The sequence below is a fragment of the Microbacterium xerophyticum genome, assembly GCF_053543555.1.
On sequence record NZ_JBLVOB010000004.1, the window covers coordinates 327,334 to 352,719 of the forward strand.

The following is a 25,386-nucleotide window of genomic DNA, read 5'->3' on the forward strand; positions in this document are numbered from 1 at the left end:
GGGGCCCCCTTCGAGAGGAGCGGTCTTACTTGACAGCTGCCTTGAGCTTGGAGCCGGCGGTCACCTTGACGCGCTTGCCTGCCGGGATCTTGATCTCGGCGCCGGTCTGGGGGTTGCGGCCGGTGCGAGCCGCGGTGTCGACCTGCTCGAACGAGATCCAGCCCGGGATCGAGACCTTGCTGCCCTTGGCGACAGCGTCGGAGACGGTGCCGAAGAGTGCGTCGAGGACACCGGAGACGGTGGCCTGGCTCTGGCCGGTGGCGCTTGCGATGCTCGCGACGAGCTCGGTCTTGGTGATGGACTTGTCAGCCATGTCATCCTCCAGCGACAAAGTGTCGCATCGTTGTGGTTCGGGAGGCGGATGCCGCCCGCTGGTCGAGTGACCGCCTCGAATGTATCAACCACTGCCCGCATTTCCGCGTCATTTCGCGGGTTTTGGGGTTTTCCTAGGCGTGTCGCGTCACATTGGTCACTCCAGTCACAGATTTTCGCCCCTCGCCCCGCAGGGTTGGGCGGAGAACTCAGCCGTGGGCGGAGCATCCTGGGCCGAGCCTCCGCCCATCCGCGAGTTCTCCGCCCTACGCAGTGAGAGGAGGCGCGGGGGTGGATGCCGACGCAACTCACGCCGCGATGTGAAGGCGCTGCGCGACAGCGGCCATGATCAGCGCCTGCACCTGTGGCCATTGGTCGAACAGCTGGTCGTAGCCGATACGGATGACGTGATACCCGCGCAGCTTCAGTTCCGCGTCGTGCCTGATGTCGCTCGTGCGCTGCTCACCGACATGATGACCGCCGTCTATCTGCACGATCAGCCGGTCACCGATGAGGCAGTCGACGCGATGCCCCAGCACCCACGCCTGCGGCAGGATCGGAAGGTCCAACCACCTCAGGCGAGTGAGGAAGATCGTCTCGGTGCCGGCATCGGCGAAGGGACGCACATCTTCGACCATCCGTCGCGCTGCCGGCGGCAGTGGTGTCCCACGCATCACCTCGACATCCAGCATCCCCTTCTTGGCGGCCGACTCCCACACAGCAAGTGCCGCCTCGTAGGGCTGACATCGAGCGACGATGACCAGTGCGTTCTCCAGGGAGTCCTCGCAGGATTCGGGGTCTCTGGGGAACAGTGGCACGTTCCAGTGGATGACCCCGCGCTCCACTCGGGCGTGACCGGATCTCGCCGGCGCCGCGAGGTGCGGCTCGGATGAGTCGAGCACCCACAGCCCCTTCCGCGCGGCGAGAGTGACGCAGCTGAGGACGACACCGCGACGGGCTGCCGCGATGAGCATCGGATCCGCACCTCTGAGAGCCACCCATCCACGGCACACCGAGAACAGTTGTCCTCGTTCACGGGCGCGGCGCAGCGCGTGCTCACTGACTCCAGCTCGCCGGAGGGCGTCGACACGGGCGACGCCGTTGCGTGCGTGCAGCTCGGGGATCGGATCCACGGCACGATCATGCCGTCTTGCATGAGTGTCAGGACTCAGCATCCGCGCCTTCGGTGGATGAGAGCCCGAAGCTCGAACCCGTGCAGGGTGAATCGGGCCTGCCTCAGCCCCCGTGCCGCCGCACAGTGTCGGGCGGAGAGCTCAGCCTCGGGCGGAGAGCTCAGCCTCGGGCGGAGCTTCCTGGGCATATCGTCCGCCCATCGGCGAGAAGTCCGCCCGACGCCGCGGGCGTGCAGACGCCCCGGGTACGCGAAAGGGGGCGAGGATCCGAAGATCCTCGCCCCCTTTGAAGGCGTTGCTTACCAGCTCGACTTGGTGATACCGGGCAGCTCGCCACGGTGTGCCATGTCGCGGAAGCGCACACGCGAGATGCCGAACTTCGTCAGCATGCCACGGGGGCGACCGTCGATGGCGTCACGCGAACGCACGCGCACCGGCGATGCGTTGCGCGGCAGCTTCTGCAGGCCGACGCGAGCAGCCTCGCGGGCCTCGTCGGTCGCGGCCGGGTCGACCAGGGTCTTCTTCAGCTCGGCACGACGTGCGGCGTAGCGCTCGACGATGACCTTGCGCTGCTCGTTGCGAGCGATCTTGCTCTTCTTAGCCATGTTTAGCGCTCCTCTCGGAATTCGACGTGCTTGCGGACGACCGGGTCGTACTTCTTCAGCACGAGGCGGTCGGGGGTGTTGCGACGGTTCTTCTTGGTCACGTACGTGAACCCGGTGCCTGCCGTCGAACGCAGCTTGATGATCGGACGGACGTCCTGAGCCTTCTTGGCCATTAGAGCTTCACACCCTTCGCCTTGAGGTCCTTGACCACGTTCTCGATGCCACGCACGTCGATCACCTTGATGCCCTTGGCGGACACGTTCAGGGTGACCTTACGGCCGAGCGACGGCACGAAATAGGTCTTCTTCTGCACGTTCGGGTCGAAGCGGCGCTTCGTCCGGCGGTGCGAGTGCGAGATGTTGTGACCGAAGCCGGGAACAGCTCCTGTCACCTGGCACACTGCTGCCATGTGATTACTCCTTCATTACCGTGAGACCGGACGGCCTCACCCAAGATCCCTTGTCTGCGCGCCGCACCTCTCGGATGAACCAGGAGGGAGACAGCACACGAACTACGCACAGGAGTGTGCGCAGACAAGGAGTCAGTTTAGCATGGCCTGCGCGTCGGCTGCGCCCCGCCCCCAGCGGAACACCGAGACAGACGGGTCTCCCTCGATCCAGAACCTCCATGGGAAGGCGTGCGTGCCGGCGTGCCCGGCGACGCCGACGCGCGGTCCTGTCGCGATCGGGACCTCAGCGTCCGCCAGCCACAGCTCGGCGCCGGCTCCGTGCAGTTCCGCCCCCGTGATCGCGTCGATCCCGTCGTGGAGCGGATGCCGCAGGCCCGACACCTGCCCGAATCGTCCGGGGCCTCTGGCGAGGTCGCGCCCTGTCCTGCCCGATCGTGCGGTCGCGGCATCCACGCCCTCGACGACCGAGCCGGCTCGCAGCAGCACACCACCGGCGATCCCGTCCGGTGCGCACACGACGTTGACGCACGAGTGGATGCCGTGGCTGAGGTACACGTAGAGATGCCCCGGCTCGCCCCACATCGTGGCGTTGCGCGCGGTCCTGCCCATGCGCGCGTGGGATCCGGGGTCGGCGAGCTCCCCCGTGCCGCGGCCGTGATAGGCCTCGACCTCGGTGATCCGCAGGCGCACCTCGGCTCCGTCGACGACGGTGCGAAGCTCGCCGCCGAGCAGTCGGGGCGCGACCTCGAGCGGGAGGGCGGCGAGGTCGCCTCTGGTGGCACGGCGCAGCGTCATCGGCTCAGAACTGCGGCGCCATCTGGCACCACGAGGCGTCGAAACCGGTGAGCACGACCATCTCCTCGCCGGAGCGAAGGTCGATCAGATGGGTCTGCAGGGTCTTCGGAAGCGGCACGAGCATGTCGTCGTACGGGTTCTCGACGAGCGTGGGCGCGACGGTCACCGCGGCGTACTGACCGCTCGGGGACGGGCACGCCTGCAGGATCGCATTGCCGGAGGCGACGTCGAACAGCGAGGTCGCGGCACCGTCGTCGTCGACCCTGATGATCGCCTGACCGGTGGGGAGGCCGTTCGCGTCGCGGGCCACGATGTGCCGCAGGGTGCCGCCGGGGTACGGGGTGATCGTGGTCGCCGGACCGAAATCGGGGTCGGATGCCGCGAGCGGCGTCTCCGAGCCGTCGGCGAGGTTCAGCTCCACTGTCGCGCCGTCCGCACGCCGCACGATCGCCGTGTACGTGCCCCGCGAGATGCCCAGCAGGCTCATGGCGATGCCCATGTTCTGCGCGCCCTCATCGCCGGATCGGTCATCGAGTGAGAGCGTGCCGTCGAAGTCGATGAACAGCACCGCGGCCGAGTCGGGCACGAACTGCCACTCGGCGATGCTGGCCTCGGCGTCGCCGACCTGCGCGATGTGCGGCTCGTCGTCACCGCTGAGCGCTTGCGTGACGAGCACGCTCGCGCGTCCGGTGTCCTCCGTGAGCTCGCGATCGGAGTACGTGTAGCCGACCAGCCCTCCGCGTTCGGAGACTTGCACCGAGCTCACGAACCCGTCGCCGGGCAGGGTCAGCTCGCGCACATTCGCGCCGTTGTGGTCCATGACGAGGATGCGCGATTCCTCCTCTTCCTCGACCGCGACGACGAGGCGTGTCGACGTCGAGCGGAAGTCGTTGATGCGCGGATGCGTGAACACGGGCACCGCGTTCTCGCCGCCGAGATCGGTGCGGAAGATCGAGTCATCATCGTCAGACCTGTTGAGCAGGAAGATCTCGGCGGCCGGCGTCGTGAAGCTGGTCGAGAGGTCGGATGCCGGGCCCCCGCCCGTGCCCGTGGCACCGGCGACCCTGACGGTGTACTCGGTCGCGTCGTCGAGAGGGACGGTGAAGCGGATGCCGATGCTGCGCCCCGCGGCATCCACCGTGAACGGCACAGCGGGCTCGACCGTCACCTGCGACTCGTCGATCTGCTGCAGCGACTGATTGGCCGTGAGGATGACGCGGCTTCCTGAGACGTCGATGGCCTCTGCCGCGTCGACCTGCACCTCGCTGACGCGCGGCCCCTGGAACAGGCTGATGACGCCGAGCCCAGCGACGACGACCACGAGCACGGTGACCACCGCGAGGATCGTGTACAGGAAACGGCGGTCCTTGGGGGCGGCGACGCGATGGGCGGCCGCGCTGGAGGAGCCACGAGCCGGCTCGGCGGCAGGTTCAGCGCCCGGGGACCCTGCACCGGCGGGCTCAATGGTCGTCAGAGCGACGCCGGCGGCAGGGACAGGCTGCACGACGGCAGGGAGGAATGTCGCGTCGGCCGGAGCGGGTGGGATCGCGGGCGCGTCGCCGGGCTCAGTCGTCGGATGCCGTGCCTCCGCCGCCTCGTGCTCCGCGACGCCTCGCTCAGCGGATTCGCGCTCTGCGGCCTCGTGCTCAGCGGCCTCGCGCGCACCGGCCTCGCGCGCCGCACGCGCTTCAGCTCGGGTGCGCGGTACGTCCGGATGATCCTCAGTACTCATAAGGATCCCCCGGCTCATCGATCTGGACGACCGAGGTGGGGACGACGCGCAGCGAGCCGTCGCTGTCGGCGGTGACCGTGCCGGTGACCTCGATCCACTGCCCTGTGCTGAACTGGCCCTTGCCGCTCTCGCCGGCATCGACCGCCACCGGCACCGCGGCCGGCTGCGCATCGATCACGCAGTGCGTGATGATCATGCGGGTGAGGTTAACGGCATCCGCATCGGCGCCGGGCGTGACGAAGCCGGTCAGAGTGACCGTCGAGCCGTCGTAGGCCTCAGGGCGCGTGGCCGTCGCGAAGACGCTCGACCACTCCCCGACCCCGAAGGTCGTGGTGTCCGCGACGCCGAGCGTCGGGGTGTCCGCACCGGCGAAGAGGGTGCCGGTCGCATCCGCCCGCGACATCGCGAGTTCGACAGACAGCGATGCGGGCGGCAGAACGAGTGCGGCGACGACGACGCCGCTCGCGACGACACCGGCCGAGACCACACCGGCCGCTTTGAGGACGCGTTTCGGGGGCGCGACGGGCGCAGCATCCGATGGGGCGGGTCCGTGATCGTGGCCGTGATCCGTCTCGGCTCCCAACGGGAGCGTGCACGACCAGATCGCTCCGGCGAGCACGACGACGGCACCTGCGCATGCGAACCAGATCGATTCGGGGCTGATGTAGAGGGTGAGCCGGCCGGTGAGGCCGAGACCGAGGGTCACGACCGAGATGACGACGGCGAGGCCGAGGCCGAGCCAGCGCGTCGCGATGGCTCGCCAGCGGGGACGGGACTGCTCAGCCAAAGACGTTCACCCCGATCCCGATCGCGAACGCGCTCATCACGACGACCGCGACCACGCCGACGAGCGTGCGGGTGGTGAACGTCGTGCGCAGCAGCGCGAGCATCTTGATGTCGACCAGCGGTCCCACCAGGAGGAAGGCGATCAGCGCACCGGATGAGAACGTCGAGGCGAACGACAGGGCGAAGAAGGCGTCGACGTTCGAGCAGATCGCCACCGTCATCGCGAGCGCCATCATCGCGACGATCGAGAGCACCGGGTTCGAGCCGATCGCGAGCAGCATGTCGCGCGGCACGAGCACCTGCACGGCACCCGCGAGTGCGGAGCCGATCACGAGCGCCGGCATGACGGCGCGCAGCTCGATCAGGAACTGCGTGAGACTGCGACGGGTCGGGGTGCCGTGCTCGTGCTGCACCCGCTCGCACGTGGCGGTGAACTGCTGGGTGAGCAGGGCGGCGGGCGAGGGGTGACGGCTGTAGATCCAGCCGATCAGGTTCGCGATCAGGTATCCGCCGACGAGCCGCGCGACGAGGATGCCGCCGTCCCAGCCGAACGCGGCGTGCGTGGTGATGATGACGATCGGGTTCACGATGGGCGCGGCGATAAGGAAGGTCATCGCCTCCGCCGGCGCGAGGCCGCGCATCATCAGACCACGGGCGAAGGGCACGTTGCCGCACTCGCACACCGGGATCAGCATCCCGAGCAGCGAGAGCACCGCACGGCGCGCCCAGCCGCGCGTAGGCAACCAGCGCTGGATGAGATCCGGCGGCAGCCACACCTGCACGACGATCGACAGCACCACGCCGAGCACGACGAACGGCAGCGCCTCGATCAGCACGCTCAGTGCGAGGGTCAGTCCGTCCTGCGCGCGGTTGGGCAGCGACGCCTGGAACAGCGACGGTGCGAACCTGTCGATCAGGAACAGCGCCGCGATGATGACGACACCGATGCCGACGCCGATCCACGGCGAGCGAGGGGCGCGCGAGTTGCGACCCGGCCCAGCAGCAGTCGACGCGCGCGGCGGGCTGACGGTGCTCACGCGGACGCTGATCCCTCAGCGGCTGCGCGCCGGTTCGCGCACGGAGTGCACAGTCCGAAGATGTCGACGACGTGCTCGGCCTCGCTGAAGCCGTGCAGCGACGCGGTGCGCTGCGCCCAGGCCTCGACGTCCTTCGCCTCGATCTCGACGGTCAGACCGCACGAACGGCAGATCAGGTGGTGGTGGTGGCCCTCGGTCGAACAGGCGCGGTAGAGCGCCTCGCCCTCCGGGCTCTGCAGCGAATCGGCGTCGCCCGCTGTGGCGAGGCCCGAGAGCGTGCGATAGACCGTGGCGAGACCGATTCCGGTGTTCTCATCGCGCAGCGTCGCGTGAAGAGTCTGCGCGCTCACGAAACCGCGCGCATCCGCGAGCGCCTCACGCACGCGCTCACGCTGCCAGGTATTGCGCTGAACCATACCGAGAGTCTAGGCCGCGGCGCTTGTCACGGGCTGAGAGCGTCGTGTCACCCGTGCGCGCGAGCGCTGCACCAGCCAGCATCCCGCGTAGATGAGGAACGAGATGGTCGTGATGTACGGGCTCACCGGCAGGGTGCCTGCGAGCGCGAGCAGGATGCCGCCGACGGCGGAGACGAACCCGAACAGCGCCGCGAGCAGGGGCACGGTGAGGGGGCCGGCCGCCACGCGCATGGCCGCCGCGGCGGGGGTCACCAGCAGCGCCATGACCAGCAGCGCGCCGATGATGTGCACGCTGACGGCGACGATGAGTCCGAGCAGCACCATGAACGCCAGACTCAGCGCGCCGGTGGGGATGCCGCGGGCGCTGGCGGCGACGTTGTCGAGCGAGTCGAACCGCAGCGGGTTCCACATCACCAGCAACCCGATCAGCACGAAAGCACTGATGCCGATCAGCCACCCGAGGTCGGGGCTGGACACCGAGACGATCTGGCCCGTGAGCAGGCTGAAGCGGTTGGCGCTGCGCCCGTCGTAGAGCGACAGGAACAGGATGCCGAGGCCGAGGCCGAACGGCATCAGCACACCGACGATCGAATTGCGGTCGCGCGCCTTCGAACCGAGGATGCCGATCAGGATCGCGGCGACCAGGGCGCCTCCGAGCGATCCTGCCACCACGCTGCCACCGAACAGCAGGGCCGCGGCGGCACCGGCGAACGACAACTCGCTCACGCCGTGCACGGCGAAGGCGAGGTCGCGCTGCATCACGAAGACGCCGATCAGCCCGCCGACGATGCCCAGCACGGCACCCGCGATGATCGAGTTCGCGAGCAGGGCGACGAGTGCGCCGTAGTCCTGGAACGAGAAGACGTCTCCCCAGTCGATCATCGGCGCGATCATGCGACTTCTCCCGCGTCGTGATCGTGGTGCGGCTCGGCATCCGGCACGCCGACGACGACCAGGCGGTCGCCGGCACGGAGCACGAAGACCGGGGTTCCGTACAGGTCGGTGAGCACGCGGCTCTGCAGCACCTCGTCCGGGGTGCCGAGCACGAAGCGGCCGCCCGCGATGTAGAGGATGCGGTCGACCCTGCCCAGGATTGGGTTGATGTCGTGCGTCACGAACAGCACGGCGGCATCGCGCTCGCGGCGCTGACGGTCGATGATGTCGGTGATGCCGAGCTGGTTCGCGAGGTCCAGGTTCGACAGCGGTTCGTCGCAGAGCAGCAGCGTCGGCGCATCCGCGAGGGCCTGTCCCACTCGCAGCCGCTGCTGCTCCCCTCCGGAGAGGAGCCCCACGCGGCGTTCGGCGAAGTGGGAGGCCCCGACGCCCTCAAGCAGTGCGTCGACTCTTGCCCTGTCACCGCGGCGAGGGATGGGCAGTCCGAATCGCGTGCCGTTCACGCCGAGGGCGACCACGTCGCGGGCACGCATGCTGGTGTCCGGAGGCAGGGGCCGCTGCTGAGGGATGTATCCGATGCGCGGGTTGCCTCGACGAACCGGATGCCCCGCGACGCGGATGCTGCCCGAACTCAGCGGTTGCAGACCGAGGATCGCGCGCATGAGCGTGGTCTTGCCCGAGCCCGACGGCCCGAGCACGGCGATGAACTCTCCGGGCTGGACGGTCAGATCGAGTCCGGACCACAGTTCCCGGTGCCCGCGGTGAAGCGCCGCCCCGGTGATCTCGAGTACGGGCGCCGATCGGCCCGCGCTCGCGCCGGTGTCGGCCCCACTCACTTCTCGAGTGCGGCGGCGAGGTCCTGGATCGCATCACGCATCCACTCAGAGTACGACGATCCGTCCTCGAGCAGCTCCGTGAATGCGACGACGGGGATGCCGGCGGCCTCAGCCGCCTCCTCGACGCGCTCGGTCTCGGCGCCGCCGGTCTGCGCGTTGGTGAGCAGCGCCTTGACCTCGCCGCCCTCGATGACATCGAGTGCCGCGAGAAGCGTAGCGGGAGAGACATCGGTGCCCTCTTCCACCGCTTCCGCGAAGCCCTCGGGCGTCACGTCGGTGAGGCCGGCGGCCGCCGCGATGTAACCGGGCAGCGGCTCGGTGATGAACACGGACGCTCCGCCAGCGTCGACGCCGAGCGTCTCGAGCTCGGCCTCGAAGCCCTCGAGGTCGCTGATGATCTCGGCGGCCGCTGCGGTGAAGTCGGCCTCGCCGTCGGGGTCGAGCTCGGTGAACTCCTCTGCCATGCCCTCGACCACGTGGATCATGGTGTGCGGGTCGAACCAGACGTGCTCGTTGAAGCCCTCGATGTGATCGTGGCCCTCGTGGCCCTCTTCTTCGGCGTGGTCGTGGCCCTCTTCTTCGGCGGCGTGCTCCTCCTCGGAGTGGCCCTCTTCCGCGTGCTCATCGGTCGCGGCATCCTCATGCCCCTCGTTGCCGGGGAAGTCGTGCGAGAAAGATGCCGCCGTGAAGACGTGCACGTCGGACTCACCGATGAGGGTGTCGACGAACGAGTCGTAGCCTCCGCCGTTCTCGATGACGAGGTCGGCATCCTGCACGGTCAGGCGGTCGCGCGCTGACGCCTCGTAGGAGTGCGGGTCCTGCGAAGCCGAGGTGATGATCGAGGTCACATGGACGCGGTCGCCGCCGATCTGCGCGGCGAGCGATCCGTAGACGTTGGTGCTGGCCACGACCTGGATCACGCCGTCTCCCCCGCTCTCCGGAGCGGGAGTGGTGGAGCATCCGGCCAGGACGAGGGCGGAGACTGATGCGACGGCGAATGCGGCGACGGACTTCTTCATGCCCTCCACTCTACACGCTAATGATAACCATTCTCACCAGACTCCCGACGAGGCAACCGAGCATGGCGCCGCGAGGCCCCGGACGCGGACGCCCGCGGTGCTCAGCCGAGAAGATCGCCCGGCGCGATCCAGGCCGTGGTCTCGCCCGGCAGCGACTGTCCGTCGAGTGCCCGGCTCGAGAGCACGACACCGGCGGCATCTGCGCCGAGTTCGAGCGGATCCTCGCCGAAGTTCGCGACGATCTGCCAGCCGTTCGGCCTCGTGAAGCGCAGCACATCGGCGCGCCCGGTGTCGTTCCACACCAGCGTCTCGCCGGTCTGCAGCAGATGCCGCAGGCGCAGCGCCTCGCGGTACAGCGACAGGGTGGACGACGGATCATCCGCCTCGACGTCGACGGCGTACTCGGCGAACCACTCCGGCTGCGGCAGATGTGCACCGTCGGTGCCGAATCCGAACGAGGATCCGGATGCCGTCCACGGCAGCGGCACGCGGCATCCGTCCCGCCCGAGTCCGTCGAACTCGGCACCGCGGAAGAACGCCGGGTCCTGACGCTGCGCTGCCGTGATCGTCGCGACCTCGTGCAGTCCCAGCTCCTCTCCCTGGTAGAGGTAGGTGCTGCCGGGAAGCCCCAGCAGCAGCAACGTCGCCGCGTTCGCCCGGCGGGCCCCTCGTGCACGGTCGAGCTTGTCCTCCGGACCGCCGGCCGCCACCCACTCGACGCCCTGCTTGACCGGGCGTCCTCCGAGGGGCGCGAGGCCGTACCGCGTGGCATGCCGGGTGACGTCGTGGTTGGAGAGCACCCACGTGCTCGATGACCCGGTCACCCGGGCCTGCTCGAGGTTGTCGGCGATGATGCTCCGGAACTGACCGGCATCGAAGTCGGCGACGAGGAGGTCGAAGTTGAATGCCTGGCCGAGCCCCTCCGCCGACGCGTACTTCGCACGGCGCTCCGGTGTCGCCACCCACGCCTCCGCGACCGCCGTGCGCGGCGGGTCGTACTCGTTGAACACGCGACGCCACTCGGCGTAGATGTCGTGCACCTCATCACGGTCGCTGAGAGGATGCCGGCCCGACGAACGGTCGATCAGCTCGAGGTCTGCACGTGAGGGCAGCGGCTCCGTGAGGTCTTTGGTGAGCATGTGCGCGACATCGATGCGGAACCCGTCGACTCCGCGGTCGGACCAGAAGCGCAGGGTCTTCAGGAAGTCCGCGCGGACCTCGGGGTGATCCCAGTTCAGATCGGGCTGCTCGGTGGCGAAACTGTGCAGGTACCACTGCCCGTCCTCCACGCGCTCCCATGCCGGGCCGCCGAACGCCGCCCCCCAGTCGGTGGGCGGCTCAGCCCCGTCGGGGCCCGCGCCCTCGCGGAAGATGTACCGCTCGCGCGCCGCGGATCCGCGCCCGGCGGCGAGCGCCTCCTGGAACCACTCGTGCAGGTCGGACGTGTGATTGGGGACGATGTCGACGACGACGTGGATGCCGCGCTCGTGCAGCGCAGCGACCATGGCGTCGAAATCCTCCAGTGTGCCGAGCCTCGGATCGACGTCGCGGTAGTCGGCGACGTCGTAGCCGCCGTCCGCGAGCGCCGAGGGGTAGAACGGGCTCAGCCACACCGCGTCTATGCCGAGCTGCGCGAGATAGTCGGCGCGGCTGACGATGCCGGGGATGTCACCGAGCCCGTCCCCGTTCGCATCCGCGAAGCTGCGCGGGTAGATCTGGTAGACGGCTGCCTGCCGCCACCACGCCGCCGTGCTGTCGCCTGCGGTGATGTCGTCGCGGGTCTCGGTGAGAGGCGCATCGGTCATGAGGGGGTGTTGCTCCTTCTGTCTTTCGATGGTCTGAGGTCGTGAGGATCAGCCCTTGACGGCGCCCTGCGTGACGCCCTCCATGACGAAGCGCTGCGTGAACAGGTACGCCAGGATCGCCGGGGCCATCGCCATCAGGTACGAGGCGAACGACACGTTGTAGTTGTTGCTGAACTGCGTCTGGAACAGGTTCTGACGCACCGGCAAGGTCTGCAGCGCCGGATCCGAGATGATGAGCGACGGCATCATGAAGTCGTTCCACGCGTAGAGGAACGCGAAGATGCCGACCGTCGCGCTCATCGGGGCGAGCAGCGGGAAGATCAACTGCCAGAACGTCTGCCACGTACTGGCACCGTCGATGCGCGCGCTCTCCTCCAGCTCGAGCGGGATCGACCGGAGGAAGGCGGTGAACAGCAGCACGCTGAAGCTCAGCTGGAACATGGTCGCGAGGATGATGACGCCGAGCGGGTTGTCCAGGCCCACGCGTCCCGTCAGCTGGATCTGCGGCAGAGCCACGACGGGGAACGGGATGAACATCGCTGCGAGCAGGTAGAAGAACGAGTAGCGGAACAGCCGCCGATCCCAGTTGCGCACGATCGCGTACGACGCGAACGCGGCGAGCAGTATCGTCGCGATCACGGTGCCCGCGGTCACCAGCAGCGAGATCGCCGCACCGACGGGGAACTTGGTGAGGTTCCAGGCCTCGACGAACCCGTCGATGCTGAACGGCGCGGGAATCGAGAAGGCGTTGCCGTCGACCGCCTGTCCCGTGGTCTTGAACGCCATCGAGATCGTGACGTACAGGGGCAGGAGCACGGTGACCGCGCACAGGATCAGGATGATCGTGCCTGACCAGTTCACGCGCTCCATGCGCACGCGCGGCTTCTTCCCCACGGTCTGGGTGGTGATCGTCTGCGTCGACATCAGAGGGCATTCCTTCCGCGGGTCAGCGAGAGCTGAAGGAGCGAGATCAGTACGGCGACGATGAAGAAGATCGTCGCGTTGGCCATCTGGTAGGCGTAGTCGCCGCTGTTGAAACCGGCGATGATCGTCATCGCGACGCTGCGGGTGGCGGTCCCCGGCCCGCCGTTGGTGAGGCCGACGATGATGTCGTAGGCGTTCAGGAACCCCTTGAAGCCGAGGATCACGTTGATCACGACGTACCCCGCGACGAGCGGGATCGTGATGCGCGTGAGCTGCTGCGGCTTGCTCGCGCCGTCGATGCTCGCCGCCTCGTACACCTCGTTCGGCACCGAGAGCAGGCCGGCGATGTAGATCAGCAGCGCACCGGGGACGGCCTGCCACGCGGTCACGATCACGATCGCCACCCACGCCAGATCAGGATTGGCCAGCAGGCTGGTCTCGAGCCACGGGATGCCGGTGGCCGCACCAGCGGCAGGAATCGAGTTCGAGAACAGGAAGTTGAACACGTACGCGATGATGATGCCCGAGATCACCATCGGGATCACGAAGATCGTGCGCAGGCCCGTCTTGAACCGGATGCGGGAGGTGAGGCCCACGGCGAGCAGGAACGCGATGACGTTGACGACGATCACCGTGGCGATCGAGAACCCGAACGTGAACAGGTAGCTCTGCAGGATCGCCGGGTCGCTGAACATGGCGATGTAGTTGGTCACCCCGTTGAAACTCCACTCACCGATCCCGATCGAGTCGGTGAAGCTGAAGAAGATCCCCATCACCGCCGGCAGCGTGATCGCGAGGGTGAAGAGCACGAGCGTCGGAAGCAGGAACAGGTAGTAGATCGGCTCGACCCTTCGGGTGCGCCGACGGAGCCTGCGTCCCTGTCCTGTGACGATGGAGGTCGTGTCCGTGGTCGGACTGTTGGGCCGCGTGATGTTCGCGGATGCGGTGGTGCTCACGGTGCGGACTCCTCTGTCTCGCCTGCGGCCGCATCTTCTGTGGTGGGGATCGGAGCGCGGAAGGCGATGCGAGCCCAGTCCGCGTCCATCGTGCGCAGCGTCGATGTCGTCGAGGCGCCCAGCACCATCGCCTGGGCGTAGTTCATCACCGGGATCGTCTTGGGGACGAGCACCGACGCGCCCTGATAGATCTGCCCGTTCTCGTAGTAGTCGATCATCCCCTCGATCCTCGGGTCGTTCGGAGCAGGAGCGTCCTTGGTCGGCGTGAAGCCGAGCTGGGATTCGTTGTACGCCTCGATGTTCTCGGGGAGGTACAGATACTCGAGGAAGTCGCGTGCCGCGGCCTGGTGCCGCGATCCCTCGGGGATCATCGCCCCGAGATCCATGTTCACGCGCACGCCGAGGTCGGCCGGATCGTCGGTCATGGGCAGGGGGAAGGTGCCGAGCTCGAGGTCGGGCGCGGTCTTCGCGATCTCGCTGAATGCCCACGGGCCCTGCATGTACATCGCCGCCGCGCCTTCGGCGAACGCGAGGTTGCCGTCGCCGTAGCCTCGACTCTCGGCATCCTCATTCGTGTACTCGATCGCGAGCTGCATCATCTGCTCCATGGGCTCGGCGAAGTCCTTCTCGAACGAGACGTCCGAGTCGGGACCCACCGCTGCGCCTTCGACGGCCATCGCGTCGAAGAACTCGATCGTGTCGACGGAGCCGCCGATCGTGTAGTCGTACCAACCCTGACCGACGGTCCAGTCGTCCTTGAACGTGCCGTAGAACGGGTCGATCCCGGCATCCTTGAGCTGGTCGCACACGGCGATCAGCTCGTCCCAGGTCTGCGGCACCTCCAGTCCCTCGGCCCGGAAGATCTCCTTGTTGTAGATCACGGAGGCCGCCATCACCGAGTACGGCAGGGCGCTCGTGCGGCCCTCGCACGAGCCGTACTGCTCCATGAGCGGTTGCAGGTCGTCCCGGATGGCGGAGGCCGCATCCGTATCGGAGAGATCGATCAGGGCGCAGCGTTGCACGAAACGCGCGATCTCGTAGTTGTAGTTGCCGAGGATGAGGTCGGGCGGGTTGCCCCGCACGAAGCTGGCGGAGATGACGTCCGGCCCCGACGTGTCGATCTCCACCCGCACGTCGTCCTGAGACGCGTTGTACTCGGCGACGAGCTCGGTCATGAACGGGATCGCCTCGCGCTTGTTGAAGGTGAAGCGGATCGTCTCCGCAGACGACCCGGCCGCGCAACTCGTGAGAGCCGCACCGACCATCGCGAGGCCGAGGCCACCGGCGACCATCCGCAGCGCGCGTGTTCGTTTCTCAGACACCGTCGTCCTTCCGATCCGATAGATCCGAACATTAAATCTAATGAACGAATTTACTGTCGGGAGGTACTCTCTCATTGGAACGAGAGGAAGGTCAAGCGTTGTGACAGAAGTCGCCGCAGGGCTCGGAACCGGACGCGCGAGCGTCGGGGCCGTCCTCGACTTCGCCTGGGAGGCGGGGCAGTTCACCGCCACCGAGGTCATGGCCGCCACGTCGCTGACGCGCTCCACCGCCATCGATGCGATCGACACGCTCGTCGGAGCCGAGGTCCTGCGGGAGCTCCCCAACGCTCGTGCCGCAGGCAGCTATCGCTCCGGACGCCCGGCCAGGCGCTTCGCCCTCTCCGACGACCTCGGCGTCGTCGTGGGCATCGACGCCGGCGACACGCATCTCGCCGTCACGGTCGCCGACCCGCTCGATCGCACGCTCGTGCATCACCGTGTCGAGATCTCCTCGGCGCAGTCCGCCGACGAGCGGCGGGCGACCATCATCGAGCAGCTGCGTACGGCTCTCGACGAGGCCGGCATCCCCCGAGACCGCGTGCTCGCACTCTGCGCCGGTGTCGCCGCGCCCGTGAACCGCGACGGCATCTCACCGCCTCATCCCGACGGCTTCTGGGAGCGGACGAACCCCGGCCTCGCCGAGGCGCTGCGCGACTGGGCTCCCGTCGTCGAGATCAAGAACGACGCCCAGCTCGCCGCCATTGCCGAGGGTGCGGTGGGGGCGGCGATCGGATGCCGCGACTACGTCGCCCTGCTCGCCAGTGAGCGCTTCGGCGGCGGAGTGGTCGTCGACGGGCACGTGCTGCACGGTGCGCACGGCGGTGTCGGAGAGAGCATCGTGTTCGATCACATCGTCGGTGTCGGCTCGGCCTTCGGGCTCCGGTACGCCGTGCAGAATCAGGCCAGGGCCGCGGTGGAAAACGGCGAGATCACCGCGGACAGCGCGGTGGGACGACTCGTGGCGGAGCAGCGCATCGATTCACGGGTCGTACTGACTCTCGCGGCGTCAGGAGACGCGGATGCCGTGCTCGTCACCGACCGCGTCGGTGCGACTGTCGCACGCATCGTCGGAGTGCTCGGCAGCATGTACGACCCCTCGCGCGTGATCGTGTGCGGGGCGATCGCCGAGAGCATCGAGCCAGTGCTCGCCGCCGCGCGGCGCATCCTGCCGGAGGAGCTTCACCTCCCCGCGCCCGAGATCGCCGCCTCGACCCTCGGTGCCGCAGTCGTCTCCGCCGGAGCCGTCGCGACCGCACGCCGTGCGGCGCGCGAGCGAGCCGTGCCCCGACTCGCGGAGCAGCGGCTGAGCGCGCCCGCCTAGTCGCGGCATCCGACCGGGCCGTCGGTTATGACTCACCTTGATACCTGGGCCAGTTGATCCATGGGAACGCACGGGACGCACCGCACCGTTTCCGCCGGTTTGCGTCATACAAGTTGTCCCGGTGCGGATGCCGCGAAGCCGACATGAGGCTCGTGCGCACACCCGGGATCAGCGAGCGCTATTTTCGTAGTCACTGCGCAACATCAGGGTGTGACAATGTTGAACCCCGGATCGCCGCCGGTCAGTACCGACGTCAGGGTGCCGAAAACCGAAGCGTCACCCGTGATCGCCACGCCAGGACTGTCGGAGTCTCCCGCGACCAGCGCGAGCAGCCGCGGCTTCGTCAAAGACAGCGACGCCTGGGCGGTGGCCGCATCGGCCGGCTTCTCGACGTATACGAGCACCCCATTGCGGAGCGTGACCCGGAAGTTCCGTCCCTCGTCGGTGAGCGTGAAGTCGAGGGCGACGTCGAGATCCCATGCGCGCGGTCCGTCGACGGAGATCGCCACGGAATCGAACAGCTGCTCCACGGTGAGCTGCGCGACGATCTCGGGGGCGTTCGTGGTGGTCGGCGTGCCGAAGTTGCCGGTGCGCAACTCGGTCGCACCCGACATGTAGAAATTCCGCCAGGTGCCGTTCTCGGCGCCATACGCCAGCTGCTCGAGCGTCGCCGCGTACAGCTCGCGCACCGCGGTGCTCTCCGGCTCCGTGAAGACGGCGTGATCGAGGAGCGTCGCCGCCCACCGGAAGTCGCCGTCGTCGTACGCAGCCTGCGCGGCATCGACGATGCTCTCGATGCCGCCGGCGAGTGCGACGTAGCGTTCCCCGAGCGCCTTAGGGGGATGCGGCCACAAACGAGCGGGATTCCCGTCGAACCAGCCCATGTAGCGCTGATAGATCGCCTTCACGTTGTGGCTCACGCTGCCGTAATAGCCGCGCGCATGCCACGAGTTCTCCAGGATCGGAGGCAGCTGGATCTCCTCGGCAATCTCGGTGCCCGTCATACCCTGGTTCGTCATCCGCAGCGTCTGGTCGTGCAGATAGGAATAGAGGTCACGTTGCAGACCAAGGAACTCGAGGATCTCTGCGTTGCCCCACGTCGGCCAGTGGTGGGAAGTGAAGACGACATCCGCCTGGTCCCCATACCGTTCAATAGCCTCCGTCAGGTAGCGCGCCCAGACGTGCGGGTCACGCACGAGAGCTCCGCGGAGGGTCAGGAGGTTGTGGAGGGTGTGAGTGGCGTTCTCGGCCATGCACAGCGCTCGGTATTTCGGGAACAGGAAGTGCATCTCGGCCGGAGCCTCGGTGCCCGGCGCCATTTGGAACTCGATATCGAGGCCGTCGATGGTGTGAGCTTCTCCAGTCGCGGCGACCTCGATCGTCGGCGGAATGATGCCGGCGTGACCGGTCGATGTCGTCATGCCGAGTCCCGCACCGAGCGCGCCTTTCGCACTGCGCTCGAGCGGCACCGTACATGTAGCCGGCTCGGCGTCCCATCGCCGTCCCGGCGTAGACGTTCTCAGCCACGGCCTCTGCGACGGTGCCTTCCGGCGCGATGATCTGCACGCGGCCGGACTCGACGTCGCCTTTGGAGACTATGCCGAAGATGCCGCCGAAATGGTCGATGTGGCTGTGGGTGAAGATGACGGCGACCACCGGACGCTCGCCGCGGTGCTGCCGGTACAAGCTGAGGGCTGCTCCGGCGGTCTCCTTCGAGATGAGCGGATCGATCACGATGACCCCGGTGTCGGACTCGATGAAGCTCACGTTCGACAGATCGAATCCACGGACCTGATAGACACCCTCGACGACTTCGAACAGTCCATGTTTGGAGACGAGGGTCGACTGGCGCCACAGGCTCGGGTTGACGGTGTGGGGCGCGTCGCCGGTGATGAAATCGTAGCTGTCGGCGTCCCAGACGACGTTGCCGTCCTCGTCATGGACGGCGCCCGGACTGAGAGTTCCGAGGAACCCTCGCGCGGCGGCCGCGAAGTCTCGGGTGTCATCGAACGGGAGCTGATCCTGCAGCGCCTCCTGCTGCCGCTTGATTGCCGCCGTAGCATCGTTCTGCGCCATCGTCGCCTCCTGAAGTCGCTTCCGCGTCAGTGCGGATCGTCAATTCAGGTTCGCACCGGGAGTGCAGTGCTGCAACGACGAGATCACCCGTCCGGGGCGAGACCGGGTGAATCGACGGTAAGCGGCTTTGTGAGGTTGAGGGAACGGTTCCCCTGGCAGACGAAAGGACGCGCGCAGGGGGACGTTCACTGCCAGAGCGGACCGAGACTGGATCGACAGCCAGGGGATCCCGGTACTTGCATGGAGCAACCCCTTGAACCGGTGCGCATGGTTTGACGGAGATCAACTTCAACCGGCATGCGGATCACCTAGCTCGACGTCTCACATCAGTCGACGAGCAGCGCGGGCTCCTCCAGGATGCTGGCGACGTCGGCGATGAAGCGGCTCATGCCGTCGCCGTCGATCACGCGGTGGTCGAACGACCCTGCCACCGTGGTGACGTACCGCGGACGCACCTCGCCGTCGACGACCCACGGCTTCTGGCTGATCGTGCCCATCGCCACGATGCCGGCCTCGCCGGGGTTGATGATCGGGGTGCCGGCATCCATCCCGAACACGCCGATGTTGGTGATCGTGATCGTGCCGCCCTGCTGGTCGGCCGGCGGGGTCTTGCCCTCGCGCGCGGTCAGAGTCAGGCGGTTGAGCGCCCGCGCGAGCTCGCGCATGTTGAGGTCCTGCGCGTCCTTGATGTTGGGCACGAGCAGTCCGCGCGGGGTCGCCGCGGCGATGCCGAGGTTGACGTAGTGGCGTACCGAGATCTCGGCGCCGCCGTCGGTCTCGACCCAGGCCGCGTTGACCATCGGGTTACGGCGCACCGCCCAGATCACGGCGCGCGCCACGATCAGCAGCGGCGACACCTTGATGTCGGCGTAGTCGGGCGAGGTCTTCAGGCGCTTGACGAGCTCCATCGTGCGCGTCGCGTCGACCTCCTTCCAGACCGTGACGTGCGGTGCGGTGTACGCGCTCTGCACCATCGCCGAGGCGCTGACCTTGCGCACCCCCTTGACGGGGATCGATTCGGTGCGTGCATCGGAATCGTGAGATGCGGACGCGGCGACGCCGCGGGCGAGGCCGGCCGGAGCGGTCTTCGGCGCCACCGTCTCCTCGCGCACCGCGCCCCACTCCGGGGTCTCGATGTTGCGGAACACGCTCGCCTGCGACGCCTGCTTCACCACGTCATCGCGGGTGACCTCGCCGTCGGCGCCGGTCGGGGTGATCGAGGAGAGATCGACGCCGAGGTCGCGGGCCAGCTTGCGGATCGGCGGCTTCGCGATCACGCCGACCGACGAGCGCACCGGACGCACCGCGGGGCGCGTGCGACGGGAGGTCGCGCCCGCACCGGTGCCGTACCCGACGAGAACGGAGCCGCCGGGTTCCTCCGCAGGGGCGGGTGGCTGCGTGACCGCGGCTGCTCCGGCATCCGACACAAAACTGATGATGGGGGTGCCGACCTCGACTGTGGTGCCCTCGCCGACCAGCAGATCGCCGACGACGCCGGCGTACGGCGACGGCAGCTCGACGAGCGATTTGGCCGTCTCGATCTCGCAGATCACGTCGTTGACGGCGACATCGTCACCAGGAGCGACCTTCCACGTGACGATCTCGGCCTCGGTCAGGCCCTCGCCGACGTCGGGAAGGTTGAAGTTCTGCGTGCTCATTGCGAGTCCTTTCGGAACTGGTCAGTAGGCCAATGACCGGTCGACGGCCTCGAGGATGCGGTCGGCATCCGGGAGGAACGTTCCCTCGAGCTTGGCGGGCGGGAACGGGGTGTCGTAGCCCGACACCCTCAGCACTGGGGCTTCGAGCGCGTAGAACGCGCGCTCCATCACGGTCGCGGCGATCTCGCTGCCGAGGCTGTTGAACCCCGGCGCTTCCTGCGCGTAGACCACACGACCGGTCTTGCGGGCCGAGTCGAGGATGGGACCGTAATCGACCGGTGACAGCGACCGCACGTCGACGACCTCGCAGCTCGTGCCCTCGCCCTCGGCGAGCGCAGCAGCCTGCAGCAGCGTCGTGACCATCGCGCCGTGGCCGATCAGGGTGACGTCGGTACCGGTGCGCACGACGCGCGACGAGTGCAGCGGCGCGGCGGACCGGTCGAACTCGACCTCGCCCTTCTGCCAGTACTTGCTCTTCGGCTCGAGGAAGATGACCGGATCATTCGAGGCGATCGCCTCCTGGATCATCCAGTACGCATCGTTCGGTGTCGACGGCGCGACGACCCTCAGCCCCGGCGTGTGCGTGAAGTAGGCCTCCGGGCTCTCCTGGTGGTGCTCGATCGCGCCGATGTGGCCGCCGTACGGGATGCGGATCACGATCGGCATAGACAGCGCACCCTCGTGCCGGTTGGTGATCTTCGCCAGCTGCGAGGTGATCTGATCGAACGCGGGGAACACGAAGCCGTCGAACTGGATCTCGCAGACCGGCCGGAACCCGGCCATCGCGAGCCCGATCGCGGTTCCGACGATGCCGGACTCCGCGAGCGGCGTGTCGAGCACGCGCTTCTCACCGAAGTCGCGCTGCAGATGCTCGGTGATGCGGAACACCCCGCCGAGCTTGCCGATGTCCTCTCCCATGAGGAGCACGCTCTGGTCGTCTTCCATCGCCTTGCGAAGGCCGGCGTTGAGGGCCTTGCTGAGCGGCATCGTCTCGAGCGTCATGACTGGGCTCCCGGCTGTTCGAAGGACGCCTCATACTGGGCGCGCCACGCGCGCTGCTCGTCCATGAGCGGATGCGGCTCGCTGTACACGTGATCGAAGATCTTGTTCGCAGGTGGCGATTCGAGTGCGAGGGAGCGGACACGGAGGTCCTCCGCGGCGTCGGCGGCGTCGGCATCCACCTCCTCGAAGAATGACCCTGCGGCGCCCCGCCCCTCGAGGAACGCGCGCATGCGCGGGATCGGATCCCGCAGCTGCCACGACTGCTCCTCGTCGCTGGTGCGGTACTTCGTCGGGTCGTCGCTGGTGGTGTGCGCGCCGAGGCGATACGTCTCCGCCTCGATCGCGCGGGGGCCTTTTCCGGCGCGGGCTTCGTCGAGAGCGACGCGCGAGACGGCGTAGCTCGCGAGCACGTCGTTGCCGTCGACGCGGATGCTGTCGATGCCGTAGCCCTCACTGCGTCGTGCGAACGGCACCCTGGTCTGCGTGGAGACGGGCACCGAGATCGCCCACTGGTTGTTCTGCAGGAAGAAGACGGTCGGGGTCTGGTAGCTGGCGGCGAAGACCATCGCCTCATGCACGTCGCCCTGGCTCGAGGCGCCGTCGCCGTAGTAGACGATCACTGCTTCGTCGCGCTCGGGGTCTCCGGTGCCGCTGCGGTCGCCGAAGTTCAGACCCATGGCGTACCCCGTGGCGTGCAGCACCTGCGAGCCGAGCACCAGCGTGTACAGCCGCGTGTTGCCGTTGGCCGGATCGGTCGGATCCCATCCACCGTGCGAGATGCCGCGCATCAGCTTGATGATGCCGATCGGATCGACGCCCCGGATGCGGGTGACGGCGTGCTCGCGGTACGAGGGGAACACGGTGTCCTGCGCGCGCGCTGCCCTGGCCGATCCCACCTGCGCCGCCTCCTGGCCCCGGCTCGGCGGCCACAGGGCCAGCTGCCCCTGGCGCTGCAGGTTGGTGGCTTGATTGTCGATCGCGCGGATGACGACCATGTCGCGGTAGAACTGCTCGAGCTCTGCATCGCTGATCGCTTCGATCAGTGGCAGATACTGCTCGGCGGCAGGGCTGGGCGCGAAGCGGCCATCCGCCTCGAGGACGCGGACGATATCGGTCTCTGACGAGGTCACGGTTCTACGCTAACCGAGCCGACATGCCCGGTCACGTATACCTAGGACGCCCTCGTATCTGCCCGGAGTCCGGAGAAACCGCTGATCAGCGCGCAGTGGAGGCGACGTGGAGCACCCGGTCGATCGAGGCGTCCTCGCCGACGGAGATGCGGATGCCGTCGCCGGCGAACGGCCTGACGACGATGTCGGCGGCCACGAATGCCGCGGCGATCTCATCGGTGCGATCGCCGGTGGGCAGCCACACGAAGTTGCCCTGCGCGTCGGGTACGTCCCAGCCCAGTGCACGCAGTCCGTCCAGCAGGCGCGCCCGCCGCTCGACGATCACCGCGACCCGGTCGAGCAGTTCGGTCGCGGCATCGAGGCTCGCGATCGCGGCGGCCTCCGCGGCGGCCGTGACCGACAGCGGAACACTGGTCGCCCTCGCCGCATCGAGCACCTTGGCCTGACCGATCGCGTATCCGACGCGGAGCCCGGCGAGTCCGTACGCCTTCGAGAAGGTGCGCAGCACCACTACGTTCGGATGCTGCTCGAACACGCGCGAGGCCAGCCCGTCCACCGCACCCTCCGCGGTGACGAACTCGGCGTACGCCTCATCGAGGATGACCAGCACGTCGGAGGGAACCTTGCCGATGAACGCGGTGAACTCGTCGCCCGTGATGATCGGACCAGTGGGGTTGTTGGGGGTGCACAACAGGATCGCGCGGGTGCGCTCGGTGACGGCATACGCCATCGCGTCGAGATCGTGCCGTGCATCTGCGGTCAGCGGCACCGGTACGCCGGTCGCCCCGGCGACGAGGGGCAGACCCGGGTAGGCCTCGAACGAGCGCCACGCGTAGACGACCTCGTCGCCGACGGATGCCGCGGCCTGCACGAGTTGGTAGAGGATGGCGACGCTGCCGCTGGCGACGTGCACCTGGTCGACCTCGACGCCGTAGCGGGCCGCGAGACGCTCTCGCAGGCGGGTCGCCGAGGCGTCGGGATAGCGGTTGATCGGCGTGGTGCGACCGAGAGCCTCGAGCACGGACGGCAGCGGATCGAACGGGTTCTCGTTGCTGGAGAGCTTGAAGGCATCCGGCCCCGCCTGCTTGCCCTGCCGGTACGGCGCGAGGGCGGCGATCTCTGGACGGATGCGGGGAAGGATCGGCTCGGTCACGAGGTCAGTCTACGAGTGACCGTCCGGTGACAACCGTCATCGGTCGTGCGAGACTGAATCCACCATGCGTTTCATCATCCGAGTCGTCATCAACGCGTTCGCACTGTGGGTCGTCACGCTGATCCCGGCGCTGCAGGTCGCGATCGTCGCATTCCCTCCAGGGGAGACCCTGCAGCTCGTGCTCACACTGCTCGCGGTCGGCGCGATCTTCGCACTGGTCAACACGATCATCGGCACGGTCGTGAAGATCCTGGCGTTCCCGCTCTACATCCTCACGCTCGGACTCATCGGCCTCATCATCAACGGCTTCCTGCTGTGGCTCACCGCGTGGATCACGTCCGGCTTCGGCTGGGGTCTCACGGTCGGCAGCTTCTGGTGGGGCGTGCTCGCGGCGATCATCATCTCGATCATCAACGCGGTGTTCGGCGGCATCCTCCGCCCGCAGCGCAAGCAGCGTCGCGACTGATCCTCGGCCCACGGGACTGATCCTCGGCCCACGGCCGGATCGGACGCGTCACCGCCTCCGCGCGACGTACTCCGTCGATTCGATCGCGACGGCCTCGTTCAGCTCTCGGGCCTTGGCGAGCCACGCCTCCAAGCGCACGTCGCCCGACTCGTCCGCCATCTCCGCGGTCTCGGTGTAGCTCTCCATCATGTGCGCCGGGAACACCGCGTCGAAGAGATCGCCGTCCCTGGTCACGACGACGCTGTCCGCTGAGCCGGTGCCGCCCGGCGCTCCGCCGCCGGCGAGGCTGCTGACGAAATCGTCGGTGTGCCGCAACTCGATGAGCAGTTGGTCCTCTGCCACCACCGGATGCACCGGGCTGCCCGCTGTCACCTGCACGGTCACGTCGAAGTCGCTCTGCGTCGAGAGATAAGCGGCGTTCATCGCCGACTGCGAGTGCGCGTACACGTGGACCTCGTCTCCCGGCTGCGCCCCCGCCGCTTCCAGAGCCTCGACCGTCGCGGCGTACGACGCCGACTCCTTCCCCGCGTACAGGTCGAGGTTCGACTTCAGATCGAAGGGCTCCTTCGGGTCGAGGCTGGGCTGCGTTCCCTTCGCGTAGAGCACGAACCTGTTCGTGCCGTCGGGCATCGTGTACTTCTCGACCTTGAGCTGCGCGCCTGTCGCGTCGGGGAAGCGCCTCAGCGCCTCAGCCAGGCTCGTCGGCGGAGCGATCTGCGTGCCCGTCCGCACGGGCGTCACCGACACCGGGCCGCCGCTCCCGGAGAGCGTCGCATTCGGTGAGAGCCTGCCGGAGCCGGTCGCTGCGGCCGCCGCGACCACACCCAGCAGCGTCCCCAGATCCGGCACGACGCCGGGGCCCGTACCCATCGGTCCCATGTCGAGCTGTCCGTCCAGCCCCTCGAATCGCTTCGCGTGCCAGTTCGCGAGCAACCACTTCTCCATCTCGACCACTCGCGGATCGGACCTCTCGAGCTGCGCGATGCGCGCGTCGATGGCGAAGGCCTGCGCCGTGTCCTGCGCCGCCAGCGCTGACAGCTGCGCGCGCAGTTCGACGAGTTCGTAGACGTCGGCCATCAGCAGCGTGTTGGCCGACGCGGTCAGGCATTCCGCGTGCAGCGCATCGATCCGCTGCCCGCTCGCCCACAGCGCCACCGTGTCGACCTGAGCGCTGAGCTCCGGCGTGGCGACGATGAAACCGTGTGCGCTGCGCACCGCGGCCGCGGCATCGGCGATCGTCGGTGCGATCGCGCCCAACGCCGTCGCGACGGCACGCAGCGCGTCGGGGTCGACGGCGATCGCGCCGCCGTGGGTGATGTCGATGCCGTCGCTCATGCTCGACCAGCCGTGTCCAACTCCCACAGGCGGCTGCTCAGCACGCCGACCTCGGTCGTGGTGCGGTCCTTCAAGTCGATGATGAGGGCGTGCAGGGCCCGCCCGCCCTCGGCCTGCCACTCGCTCGCCTCCACGAGCGGAAGCAGCCCCACTCCCGCGTCATCGAGGGCGCTGATCGCTTCATCGACCGCGCGCCGTGCGGAGAACCATGTCCAGAGCGCATCCGAAGCCCAGCCGTCCGAGGCGATGATGTTCAGCATGCGC

General features: G+C 67.8%; 27 protein-coding genes. 2 read left to right on the forward strand and 25 right to left on the reverse strand.

The genetic code is table 11. The features are described 5' to 3' along the window. Window positions 1-25 precede the first annotated feature (25 nt). From ACNPNP_RS04175 to ACNPNP_RS04255, 17 genes are all read right to left on the reverse strand, one after another. Window positions 26-313, reverse strand: a complete 288-nt coding sequence (locus ACNPNP_RS04175; protein ID WP_033105720.1) for an HU family DNA-binding protein — start codon at window positions 311-313, stop codon at window positions 26-28. Between the two features lie 307 nt (window positions 314-620). Beyond that, the gene (locus tag ACNPNP_RS04180) at window positions 621-1,445 is read right to left on the reverse strand and encodes a type IV toxin-antitoxin system AbiEi family antitoxin domain-containing protein (RefSeq protein ID WP_448964805.1); all 825 of its coding nucleotides are present in this window, start codon (window positions 1,443-1,445) and stop codon (window positions 621-623) included. Between the two features lie 299 nt (window positions 1,446-1,744). Next, entirely contained in the window at window positions 1,745-2,050 is a 306-nt protein-coding gene (gene rpsN / locus ACNPNP_RS04185) for a 30S ribosomal protein S14 (protein WP_033105719.1), read from the reverse strand. A 2-nt stretch (window positions 2,051-2,052) separates the two neighbouring features. Beyond that, the gene (gene rpmG / locus ACNPNP_RS04190; RefSeq protein ID WP_147038276.1) at window positions 2,053-2,223 is read right to left on the reverse strand and encodes a 50S ribosomal protein L33; all 171 of its coding nucleotides are present in this window, start codon (window positions 2,221-2,223) and stop codon (window positions 2,053-2,055) included. After that, on the reverse strand, window positions 2,223-2,459 hold the full coding sequence (rpmB, locus tag ACNPNP_RS04195) for a 50S ribosomal protein L28 (RefSeq protein ID WP_307359928.1): 237 nt from the start codon (window positions 2,457-2,459) through the stop codon (window positions 2,223-2,225). The genes rpmG and rpmB overlap by 1 nt, the downstream gene beginning before the upstream one ends. Window positions 2,460-2,591: 132 nt before the next feature. Continuing rightward, on the reverse strand, window positions 2,592-3,254 hold the full coding sequence (locus ACNPNP_RS04200) for a DNA-3-methyladenine glycosylase (RefSeq protein ID WP_448964806.1): 663 nt from the start codon (window positions 3,252-3,254) through the stop codon (window positions 2,592-2,594). A gap of 4 nt (window positions 3,255-3,258) precedes the next feature. Further along, a complete protein-coding gene (locus ACNPNP_RS04205; RefSeq protein ID WP_448964807.1) occupies window positions 3,259-4,986 on the reverse strand; it encodes a hypothetical protein in 1,728 nt (575 codons plus the stop codon). Continuing rightward, window positions 4,976-5,773, reverse strand: a complete 798-nt coding sequence (locus ACNPNP_RS04210) for a TIGR03943 family putative permease subunit (protein ID WP_448964808.1) — start codon at window positions 5,771-5,773, stop codon at window positions 4,976-4,978. The genes ACNPNP_RS04205 and ACNPNP_RS04210 overlap by 11 nt, the downstream gene beginning before the upstream one ends. After that, entirely contained in the window at window positions 5,766-6,731 is a 966-nt protein-coding gene (locus ACNPNP_RS04215) for a permease (RefSeq protein WP_448964872.1), read from the reverse strand. The genes ACNPNP_RS04210 and ACNPNP_RS04215 overlap by 8 nt, the downstream gene beginning before the upstream one ends. 74 nt (window positions 6,732-6,805) lie before the next feature. Continuing rightward, window positions 6,806-7,225 carry a Fur family transcriptional regulator gene (locus ACNPNP_RS04220; RefSeq protein ID WP_448964809.1) on the reverse strand — a complete coding sequence of 140 codons (420 nt, stop codon included), beginning with the start codon at window positions 7,223-7,225 and terminating at the stop codon, window positions 6,806-6,808. 9 nt (window positions 7,226-7,234) lie between these two features. Further along, a complete protein-coding gene (locus ACNPNP_RS04225; RefSeq protein WP_448964810.1) occupies window positions 7,235-8,119 on the reverse strand; it encodes a metal ABC transporter permease in 885 nt (294 codons plus the stop codon). Further along, the gene (locus tag ACNPNP_RS04230) at window positions 8,116-8,955 is read right to left on the reverse strand and encodes a metal ABC transporter ATP-binding protein (RefSeq protein WP_448964811.1); all 840 of its coding nucleotides are present in this window, start codon (window positions 8,953-8,955) and stop codon (window positions 8,116-8,118) included. The genes ACNPNP_RS04225 and ACNPNP_RS04230 overlap by 4 nt, the downstream gene beginning before the upstream one ends. After that, window positions 8,952-9,974, reverse strand: a complete 1,023-nt coding sequence (locus tag ACNPNP_RS04235) for a metal ABC transporter solute-binding protein, Zn/Mn family (protein WP_448964812.1) — start codon at window positions 9,972-9,974, stop codon at window positions 8,952-8,954. The genes ACNPNP_RS04230 and ACNPNP_RS04235 overlap by 4 nt, the downstream gene beginning before the upstream one ends. Before the next feature lie 101 nt (window positions 9,975-10,075). Next, window positions 10,076-11,779: a glycoside hydrolase family 13 protein gene (locus ACNPNP_RS04240; protein ID WP_448964813.1), complete on the reverse strand. Its 1,704-nt coding sequence runs from the start codon at window positions 11,777-11,779 to the stop codon at window positions 10,076-10,078. Between the two features lie 48 nt (window positions 11,780-11,827). Then, complete coding sequence (locus ACNPNP_RS04245) at window positions 11,828-12,703, reverse strand: carbohydrate ABC transporter permease (RefSeq protein WP_448964814.1); 876 nt, start codon at window positions 12,701-12,703, stop codon at window positions 11,828-11,830. Beyond that, window positions 12,703-13,596, reverse strand: a complete 894-nt coding sequence (locus ACNPNP_RS04250; RefSeq protein ID WP_448964873.1) for a carbohydrate ABC transporter permease — start codon at window positions 13,594-13,596, stop codon at window positions 12,703-12,705. Before ACNPNP_RS04250 ends, ACNPNP_RS04245 begins: the two co-directional genes overlap by 1 nt. A 59-nt stretch (window positions 13,597-13,655) precedes the next feature. Further along, on the reverse strand, window positions 13,656-14,981 hold the full coding sequence (locus tag ACNPNP_RS04255) for an ABC transporter substrate-binding protein (protein ID WP_448964815.1): 1,326 nt from the start codon (window positions 14,979-14,981) through the stop codon (window positions 13,656-13,658). A gap of 100 nt (window positions 14,982-15,081) precedes the next feature. On the opposite strand from ACNPNP_RS04255, the gene ACNPNP_RS04260 reads away from it, so the two are divergent. Further along, on the forward strand, window positions 15,082-16,302 hold the full coding sequence (locus ACNPNP_RS04260; RefSeq protein ID WP_448964816.1) for an ROK family protein: 1,221 nt from the start codon (window positions 15,082-15,084) through the stop codon (window positions 16,300-16,302). 203 nt (window positions 16,303-16,505) lie between these two features. Here ACNPNP_RS04260 and ACNPNP_RS04265 read toward each other — a convergent pair whose 3' ends face one another. From ACNPNP_RS04265 to ACNPNP_RS04290, 6 genes are all read right to left on the reverse strand, one after another. Further along, entirely contained in the window at window positions 16,506-17,591 is a 1,086-nt protein-coding gene (locus ACNPNP_RS04265; RefSeq protein ID WP_448964874.1) for an alkyl/aryl-sulfatase, read from the reverse strand. Then, window positions 17,491-18,378: an MBL fold metallo-hydrolase gene (locus ACNPNP_RS04270; protein ID WP_448964817.1), complete on the reverse strand. Its 888-nt coding sequence runs from the start codon at window positions 18,376-18,378 to the stop codon at window positions 17,491-17,493. Before ACNPNP_RS04270 ends, ACNPNP_RS04265 begins: the two co-directional genes overlap by 101 nt. 326 nt (window positions 18,379-18,704) lie before the next feature. After that, a complete protein-coding gene (locus ACNPNP_RS04275; RefSeq protein ID WP_448964818.1) occupies window positions 18,705-20,036 on the reverse strand; it encodes a dihydrolipoamide acetyltransferase family protein in 1,332 nt (443 codons plus the stop codon). A gap of 21 nt (window positions 20,037-20,057) precedes the next feature. Further along, entirely contained in the window at window positions 20,058-21,038 is a 981-nt protein-coding gene (locus ACNPNP_RS04280) for an alpha-ketoacid dehydrogenase subunit beta (RefSeq protein WP_448964819.1), read from the reverse strand. Further along, window positions 21,035-22,168 carry a thiamine pyrophosphate-dependent enzyme gene (locus ACNPNP_RS04285; RefSeq protein WP_448964820.1) on the reverse strand — a complete coding sequence of 378 codons (1,134 nt, stop codon included), beginning with the start codon at window positions 22,166-22,168 and terminating at the stop codon, window positions 21,035-21,037. Before ACNPNP_RS04285 ends, ACNPNP_RS04280 begins: the two co-directional genes overlap by 4 nt. A gap of 85 nt (window positions 22,169-22,253) precedes the next feature. Continuing rightward, a complete protein-coding gene (locus ACNPNP_RS04290; RefSeq protein WP_448964821.1) occupies window positions 22,254-23,321 on the reverse strand; it encodes a histidinol-phosphate transaminase in 1,068 nt (355 codons plus the stop codon). 64 nt (window positions 23,322-23,385) lie between these two features. Here ACNPNP_RS04290 and ACNPNP_RS04295 point away from each other — a divergent pair, with 64 nt between their 5' ends. Then, window positions 23,386-23,787: a phage holin family protein gene (locus ACNPNP_RS04295; RefSeq protein WP_448964822.1), complete on the forward strand. Its 402-nt coding sequence runs from the start codon at window positions 23,386-23,388 to the stop codon at window positions 23,785-23,787. Between the two features lie 48 nt (window positions 23,788-23,835). Here ACNPNP_RS04295 and ACNPNP_RS04300 read toward each other — a convergent pair whose 3' ends face one another. Together ACNPNP_RS04300 and ACNPNP_RS04305 are read right to left on the reverse strand one after the other, a co-directional pair. Then, window positions 23,836-25,122 carry a hypothetical protein gene (locus ACNPNP_RS04300; RefSeq protein WP_448964823.1) on the reverse strand — a complete coding sequence of 429 codons (1,287 nt, stop codon included), beginning with the start codon at window positions 25,120-25,122 and terminating at the stop codon, window positions 23,836-23,838. Next, window positions 25,119-25,382, reverse strand: coding sequence for a hypothetical protein (locus ACNPNP_RS04305; RefSeq protein ID WP_448964824.1), 264 nt, complete (start codon window positions 25,380-25,382; stop codon window positions 25,119-25,121). The genes ACNPNP_RS04300 and ACNPNP_RS04305 overlap by 4 nt, the downstream gene beginning before the upstream one ends. Between the last annotated feature and the right edge of the window lie 4 nt (window positions 25,383-25,386).